General features: G+C 56.2%; 8 protein-coding genes. 5 read left to right on the forward strand and 3 right to left on the reverse strand.

The genetic code is table 11. From position 1 onward, the window contains the following. From B2W52_RS02345 to smrA, 3 genes are all read right to left on the reverse strand, one after another. A partial coding sequence (locus tag B2W52_RS02345; RefSeq protein ID WP_286801116.1) for a (2Fe-2S)-binding protein occupies positions 1 to 157 on the reverse strand: 157 nt, incomplete at its 3' end. An 80-nt stretch (positions 158 to 237) separates the two neighbouring features. Further along, positions 238 to 429, reverse strand: a complete 192-nt coding sequence (locus tag B2W52_RS02350) for a membrane lipoprotein lipid attachment site-containing protein (RefSeq protein WP_008172919.1) — start codon at positions 427 to 429, stop codon at positions 238 to 240. Positions 430 to 492: 63 nt separating this feature from the next. After that, positions 493 to 1074, reverse strand: coding sequence for a DNA endonuclease SmrA (smrA, locus tag B2W52_RS02355; RefSeq protein ID WP_008172920.1), 582 nt, complete (start codon positions 1072 to 1074; stop codon positions 493 to 495). A gap of 170 nt (positions 1075 to 1244) precedes the next feature. Between smrA and B2W52_RS02360 the strand changes: the two genes are divergently transcribed. The 5 genes from B2W52_RS02360 to B2W52_RS02380 all read left to right on the forward strand — a co-directional run bounded on the left by B2W52_RS02360 (position 1245) and on the right by B2W52_RS02380 (position 6742). After that, the gene (locus tag B2W52_RS02360; RefSeq protein WP_008172921.1) at positions 1245 to 3161 is read left to right on the forward strand and encodes a putative nucleotidyltransferase substrate binding domain-containing protein; all 1917 of its coding nucleotides are present in this window, start codon (positions 1245 to 1247) and stop codon (positions 3159 to 3161) included. 16 nt (positions 3162 to 3177) lie between these two features. Then, complete coding sequence (locus B2W52_RS02365; protein ID WP_008172922.1) at positions 3178 to 3885, forward strand: 3'-5' exonuclease; 708 nt, start codon at positions 3178 to 3180, stop codon at positions 3883 to 3885. A 213-nt stretch (positions 3886 to 4098) separates the two neighbouring features. Beyond that, positions 4099 to 4365, forward strand: coding sequence for a DUF4212 domain-containing protein (locus B2W52_RS02370; protein WP_008172923.1), 267 nt, complete (start codon positions 4099 to 4101; stop codon positions 4363 to 4365). A 6-nt stretch (positions 4366 to 4371) separates the two neighbouring features. Then, on the forward strand, positions 4372 to 6138 hold the full coding sequence (locus B2W52_RS02375; protein WP_008172924.1) for a sodium:solute symporter family protein: 1767 nt from the start codon (positions 4372 to 4374) through the stop codon (positions 6136 to 6138). 97 nt (positions 6139 to 6235) lie between these two features. Beyond that, the gene (locus B2W52_RS02380; RefSeq protein WP_008172925.1) at positions 6236 to 6742 is read left to right on the forward strand and encodes a hypothetical protein; all 507 of its coding nucleotides are present in this window, start codon (positions 6236 to 6238) and stop codon (positions 6740 to 6742) included. The last annotated feature ends 197 nt before the right edge of the window (positions 6743 to 6939 follow it).

Below are 6939 nucleotides of genomic sequence, written 5' to 3' on the forward strand. Positions count from 1 at the left end.
CGTTCAGGTGAACTGTGCAGGCACCACAGAGGCCCGCGCCGCAACCGAATTTAGTTCCCTTGAGCCCCAGCTCATCACGCAATACCCATAGAAGAGGCGTATCCCCTTCAATGTTCAGCGACCGCTCGTCGCCATTGACTGTCAGGCTCACGGCCATCCCAACCCTCTCCTTTACCTGCATCCGGTGTTGTTTCCGGATTTATTATTGTCGCTACCCCTATGGCAGATACCAGAGTCCTATCTGACGACTTCTTCGCCATCCTTGTTAACCCAGATCTTGCGTTCGCCGGACTCCATCTTGCCGTTTGAGTCCCAGACCTCCCGATCCGTTGTGGCCTCTTCAACCTTGCCGTTGTCGTTCCAGATAACTCGATCCTTACAGCCCGCCAGTGCCAGTACGGCGAATACAACCAATACAGCTTTTTTCACGACGATAACCTCCGTTCAGCCGCCACCGCGGCTCTTATTAAGGAATACCTGGGATTGGCAGCCCTAACGGCTGCCGTGGAGTTCACGATTATGCTGCTTATCCCGGTCACTCTTTCGCACCATGACATAAACAGCCCCCGTACCACCATGGTGTTTCTGGGCCGAATGAAAGGCCAGGACATCGTCCAGCTCCGGCAACCATTTGGCGAGGTAGCTTTTCAACTGGGCGATACCATCAGGATTACGCTCGCCCTTGCCATGAAGAATGATGACCGACCGCAGGCCATAGCGCACGCAATCACCGATGAACCTGAAGACTTCGCGACGGGACTGCTCAACGGTCATACGGTGCAGATCAAGGCGCGCTTCGATCGGATACTGGCCCAGCCGGAGCTTTCGAAATACGCCGTGCTGGATGCCTGGCCGCTGCCAGCTCAGGATATCGTGGGCCGTAAGCGGCTCTACCATGTCGGAAGTCAGGGGATTGGTGTCCCGCGCGGGCTTTTCAACAGCCGCCCGCTGACGTTCCAGATGACCTGGCGTCAGTTCCCGGGGCGTTGTCACCTCGGCCCGGTTGGGCTTGCGGATACGCCGGACGTCTTTCATTTCCTCAAGGAAGCTGAGGCGCTCTTCTTTGGTAGTCATGGCGTTACAATTAATGACCTGTTTCAGAGACCGACTTTACCACCTGGGTAACCGGCCTTAAAGAAAACTGATCTATGTCAGACTTATTGCGACCAAAATCGTAGGGCAACAGATGCTTTGGCTACACTACACTTCAGACGGACAATAATAACCAGCGAGTGACGACGGACATGGCCTCAGCGCACCAGGAAAATGACCGCCCGCAGAACATCCGCGCCATCATGACGTTTTTGCGGGAACACGCGCCTTTCTCCAGCATGGATGACTCCCATCTTGCGCATTTCGCGGAGAACGCCTCCATCCAGTTCTACGCCGATGGCGATATCGTGCTGTCTCCGGATCAGGATGTCGTTAAACGATTTTACGTGGTCAAACAGGGGCGGATTCGTGGCGAGCGCCACAACGACAAAGAAGACCGCACGGAAACGACCTTCGAGATCAGCCAAGGCGAGTGCTTTCCCCTCGCCGCCATGATCGGCGAACGGCCAACCAGAACCCTGCATCGGGCAGACGGCGACACCTTCTGCCTCAGCATCGGGCAGACAGCGTTCGTTACACTCTTTGCTGAAAGCGAACCTTTCCGGGATTTTTGCCTGCGGGGCGTCAGCAGCCTGCTCGATCAGGTGAACCGGCGCATACAGTCAAGTGCCATGGCCTCAATCGGGTCCAGCACGTCCCTCGATACGCCACTTGAACGCTATGCCCTGCGCAATCCGATTGTCTGCTCGCCCGATCTGCCGGTGCGTAAAGCCGTGGCCCGAATGCACGAAAACAACGTCGGCAGCATTATCGTTACCGATGAAAACCGTATCCCGACCGGCATTTTCACACTGCGGGACCTTCGCACCATGATCGCCGAGGGCACCGGCCCCCTGGATACACCCATACAGCAGGTAATGACCAAGAATCCCTGCTGCCTTCCCTCCCATGCGGATGCGTTCGAAGCTGCCATGCTGATGGCGGAGCATCATTTTGCGCATCTTTGCGTCATCGACGATGACCGTAAACTGATTGGCGTGGTTTCGGAACGAGACCTGTTCTCCCTGCAGCGCGTGGACCTGGTAAACCTTGCCCGCACCATTGGCACGGCCACCCACCTGCGCACCCTGGTCAGCCTGCGAACAGACGTATCACGCCTGGTGGATGCGATGCTCGCCCACGGCGCCGACTCCGGGCAGGTGGTCAAGATCATCACCACGCTCAATGATGTAACCGTCAGACGGGTCCTGGAACTGAACATCAAGAAGAACGACCCGGGCATTCCCTTCTCCTGGCTGACGTTTGGCAGCGAGGGCCGCCAGGAGCAGACCCTGCTGACCGACCAGGACAACGGCATACTGTTCCAGACGCCGGAAGGGATGACCGCCGAACAGGTCCGGGAAAAGCTGTTGCCCTTTGCGCGAAAGGTAAACGACGAACTGGCCGAATGTGGCTTCACCCTGTGCAAGGGCAACATCATGGCCAGCAACCCGAAACTCTGCTTGAGTGACAAGGAGTGGGACGACTGGTTTATCCGGTTCATTGATGCCTCCACGCCCCAGAACCTGGTGTATTCCTCAATTTTTCTTGATATGAGGGCTATCTACGGTCCAACCGAGCCGCTGAACGATCTTCTGGACAAGATCCTCACGCGGATCCGGAAAAACGCCCTGTTCCAGAAAATGCTTGCCGGGAATGCGTTCCAGCGGAAGCCGCCGCTCACCATGTTCCGCAATTTCCGCTATATATCCGAGGGCAACAAGCACTCACTGGACCTCAAGCGTCAGGGCCTGGCGCCGTTTGTTGAGGCAGTGCGGGTTTTCGCCCTGGCGAATGGCGTTGAGACAGCGAACACGCTGGAGCGCATGGATGAGCTGGCGAAAAAGGGCGTCTTCGATCCGAAAGATGCCAACGCCTGGAAGGAAGGTTATAGCCTGATCCAGGCGATCCGCATGCGGGCCCACCAGGAAATGCTGGCAAAGGGAGAGGAGCTCACCAACTACATCGATCCCGACGATCTGAACCCACTCGACCGTCGAATCCTGCGGGAATCTTTCAGGCAGGCGCAGCGGTTGCAACAGAAACTCGAAGTTACCTACCAACTCTGACCTTCAGGCGCGAGACATGCTGGAACAGATCAAACAATGGATTGAGCATCGCCGGGGCGGAAAAATCGGCAGCCACGATCCTGGCAATCTGCCCAACCCGAAAACGCCAGGAGAACAGTTGCTTACGGACTGCCGTCTGATCGTGCTGGATCTTGAAACCACGGGACTGAACCCCTCCAAGGACGAGGTGATCGCTATCGGGGCCGTCGCCATCCGCGGCGGCATTATCCATCTGGGCGACCAGTTCGACCTGATCCTCAGGCGTCCGGAGCTCGACATCCGCGAAACCGTGCTCATTCACGGGATCGGGCCCGAGGCGCTGACCCAGGGGCACGAAATCGAGGATGCCCTTCTCTATCTTCTTGAGTGGATGAACGGCGACCCGATCCTGGCCTACCACTCGGCGTTCGATCAGAAATTTCTGGAAAAGACCCTGAAGGCGCAGCTTGGCTATACCCAGCCTCATACCTGGATGGACGTGGCCGACCTGATGCCTGCATTTTTTCCAAACACCAAGACCGGTGGCAAAGGACTCGACAACTGGGCCGATTATTTCGGCCTTGAAGTCAGCGAACGTCACCACGCCGCTTCCGATGCTCTCGCTACAGCCGAGCTTACCCTGGTCGCACTTAATAAGGCGCGGTCGGAAGGGGTAAAAACACTCAAAGGGCTTTACGACAAGCTCCATTATCATCGGCGCCTGCAAAACATGCATCGTTTCTGAATCGATGCCTGGCGGAACATCGCATTTATAGACCGACGTCACGCCAAATTACTGAGAATTAGACCTTTTGCCAATATCTATAAATCGCTTGACCAGTAAAGTCAGTAGGGACAACTAGTCGGAGAAGTACTTATATGAATAATAAATTCTCTAACAGAAGTGCCTCACCAAAAACCCACCCAACCTCCACAACAACAAAACAGGAGTGATCCTATGTCAGCAGGTCATAGCTACGATGCTGAAGCGTACTGGAAGGCGAATCTGCGCCTGATATTCGGGAGCCTGATAGTCTGGGCCCTGGTATCTTACGGCTTTGCAATTCTGCTCCGTCCGATGCTTGCCGGTATTCCGATTGGTGGTACTGATCTGGGCTTCTGGTTTGCCCAGCAAGGTTCCATCCTCACGTTCATCGCTCTGATCTTCCACTACGCGTGGCGCATGAACAAGATCGATGAAAAATTCGGCGTGCACGAGGAGTAAGAACGAATGAGCCAATTTGCCATTAACATCATTTTCGTAGGGGGCTCATTCCTCCTCTACATCGCAATTGCTATCTGGGCCAAGGCCGGAAGCACGAGTGACTTCTACGTTGCCGGCGGCGGTGTTCATCCGATCACCAACGGCGCAGCAATCGGCGCCGACTGGATGTCCGCGGCATCGTTTATCTCCATGGCAGGTCTGATTGCTGCCGGTGGCTACGCCAACTCCACCTTCCTTATGGGCTGGACTGGCGGTTACGTTCTGCTGGCCATGCTGCTGGCTCCGTACCTGCGGAAGTTTGGCAAGTTTACGGTTCCCGAGTTTATCGGCGACCGTTTCTACAGCAAGAATGCCCGCCTCGTAGCGGTTATCTGCCTGATCGTGGCGTCTGTAACCTACGTTATCGGCCAGATGGCTGGTGCCGGTGTTGCCTTCTCCCGCTTCCTCGAAGTTGATTCCACCGTTGGCCTGATGATCGCGGCTGTTGTGGTATTCGTCTACGCAGTAATGGGTGGCATGAAGGGTATCACCTACACCCAGGTGGCACAGTACTGCGTACTGATTGTTGCCTACACCATTCCTGCGGTGTTCATCTCCCTGCAACTGACCGGTAATCCGATTCCAGGTCTGGGTCTGTTCTCGACTCACGTGGATTCCGGCATGCCGATCCTCAGCAAGCTGAACCAGGTTATCACCGACCTCGGCTTCAATGAGTACACCGCCGATATCGACAACAAACTGAACATGGTTCTGTTTACCCTGTCGCTGATGATCGGTACTGCAGGCCTGCCACACGTTATCATCCGCTTCTTCACCGTACCCAAGGTGGCTGACGCACGCTGGTCCGCAGGCTGGGCTCTGGTATTCATCGCCCTGCTGTACCTGACTGCGCCGGCGGTTGCTTCCATGGCTCGCTTGAACCTGATGACCACCATCTACCCGGACGGCACCTCAGCGGAGCCCATCCAGTACGATGAGCGTCCGAACTGGATCAAGGAGTGGGAAGTAACTGGTCTTATCCAGTTCACCGACAAGAACGAAGACGGCCGTATCCAGCTTTACAACGACAGCGAAGCCTTCGCGCCTACGGCTGAAGCCCGCGGCTGGAACGGCAATGAGCTGGTCGTTAACCGGGATATCCTGGTACTGGCCAACCCGGAAATCGCCAACCTGCCAGGCTGGGTCATCGGTCTGATCGCAGCGGGTGGTCTCGCAGCAGCACTGTCCACAGCGGCCGGTCTGTTGCTGGCGATCTCCTCGGCGGTCAGTCACGACCTGATCAAGGGTTCCATTAATCCGGCGATTTCGGAGAAAGGCGAGCTGCTCGCAGCACGGATATCGATGGCCGTTGCGATCGTTGTTGCCACCTACCTTGGGGCGAACCCTCCAGGCTTTGCGGCACAGGTCGTTGCCCTGGCCTTCGGTATCGCGGCAGCATCCCTGTTCCCGGCGCTGATGATGGGCATCTTCTCCAAGCGCGTGAACAATACCGGTGCCATCGCTGGTATGCTGAGCGGTCTGACGTTCACCCTGGTATACATCTTCGTGTACAAGGGCTGGCTGTTCATCCCGGGTACAGCTAACCTGCCAGACACTCCTGAAAACTGGGTGCTGGGCATCTCCCCGCTGTCAATCGGCGCGGTTGGTGCAATCGTCAACTTTGCGGTAGCCTTCATTGTATCCAACGCAACTGAAGAACCGCCCGTTGAGATTCAGGAACTGGTTGAAAGCGTCCGTTACCCACGTGGTGCCGGTCAGGCTCAAGACCACTAAGCAACATCTCAGCCTGATTTGTTCGATGAACTGACAGGTTGATACTGAACGGGCTTCCTCAATGAGGAAGCCCGTTCTTTTTTGAGGAAGTCATAATATGTTCTGGACATTTGTCGCTACTGTAGTTTGCGGCCTTGGCGCTGCTGGTATTGCACTGGGTATTCGCGCCGCCACTCGAAACAAAGCCCCGAAGTGGATCATCCCCGTTTTTGCCGGCGCGGGCATGCTCGGCTATCTCATTTACATGGAATACAGCTGGTTCGACCAGAAAGAAGCACGTCTGCCGGACGAAGCGGTGGTTGTGAGCACCGAATCCGACGGCATCCTGTGGCGCCCATGGACCTTCGTGCTCCCTTACGTCACCGCATTTTCCACGGTCGACACCAAAAGTATCAGCCGTGATACCAGCAGCGAAGACATCGTCCGGTTTACCCTCTATCGCTTCGAGCAGAAGATGACAGACGCGGTTTCTCATCGCGTTCACATCATTAACTGTGCGACCCGGGAACTGGTACCTCTGGGATCTGACGGAAGCCCGCGAGTGGATAACCTTAAACTGCTCGAGCCCGGAGACCCCCTGTATGAAACCGTCTGCGCCGAGTGATAACTCGTTAGCGTGATGCACCAACCTGCTGATACTGTCGGGAACGCGTAACCATGATTAGTGCCTGGCTGCTGGTCCTCATTTCCATCACCTACATCTCGATCCTGTTCGTGATCGCCTGGGCCGGCGACAAACACCCCGGGTTATATCGCAGGCGCCTGGCACGCACGCACATATACGCACTCTCCCTGGCAGTC

The organism is Marinobacter sp. UBA2498 (genome assembly GCF_002341575.1).
GTDB lineage: Bacteria > Pseudomonadota > Gammaproteobacteria > Pseudomonadales > Oleiphilaceae > Marinobacter > Marinobacter manganoxydans.

What these genes read in the sequence shown, in the direction of transcription:
- B2W52_RS02360 (WP_008172921.1), top strand. Translation starts at nt 1,245, where the DNA reads ATGGCCTCAGCGCACCAGGAAAATGACCGCCCGCAGAACATCCGCGCC.
- B2W52_RS02380 (WP_008172925.1), top strand. Translation starts at nt 6,236, where the DNA reads ATGTTCTGGACATTTGTCGCTACTGTAGTTTGCGGCCTTGGCGCTGCT.
- B2W52_RS02375 (WP_008172924.1), top strand. Translation starts at nt 4,372, where the DNA reads ATGAGCCAATTTGCCATTAACATCATTTTCGTAGGGGGCTCATTCCTC.
- B2W52_RS02370 (WP_008172923.1), top strand. Translation starts at nt 4,099, where the DNA reads ATGTCAGCAGGTCATAGCTACGATGCTGAAGCGTACTGGAAGGCGAAT.
- B2W52_RS02365 (WP_008172922.1), top strand. Translation starts at nt 3,178, where the DNA reads ATGCTGGAACAGATCAAACAATGGATTGAGCATCGCCGGGGCGGAAAA.
- smrA (WP_008172920.1), bottom strand. Translation starts at nt 1,074, where the DNA reads ATGACTACCAAAGAAGAGCGCCTCAGCTTCCTTGAGGAAATGAAAGAC.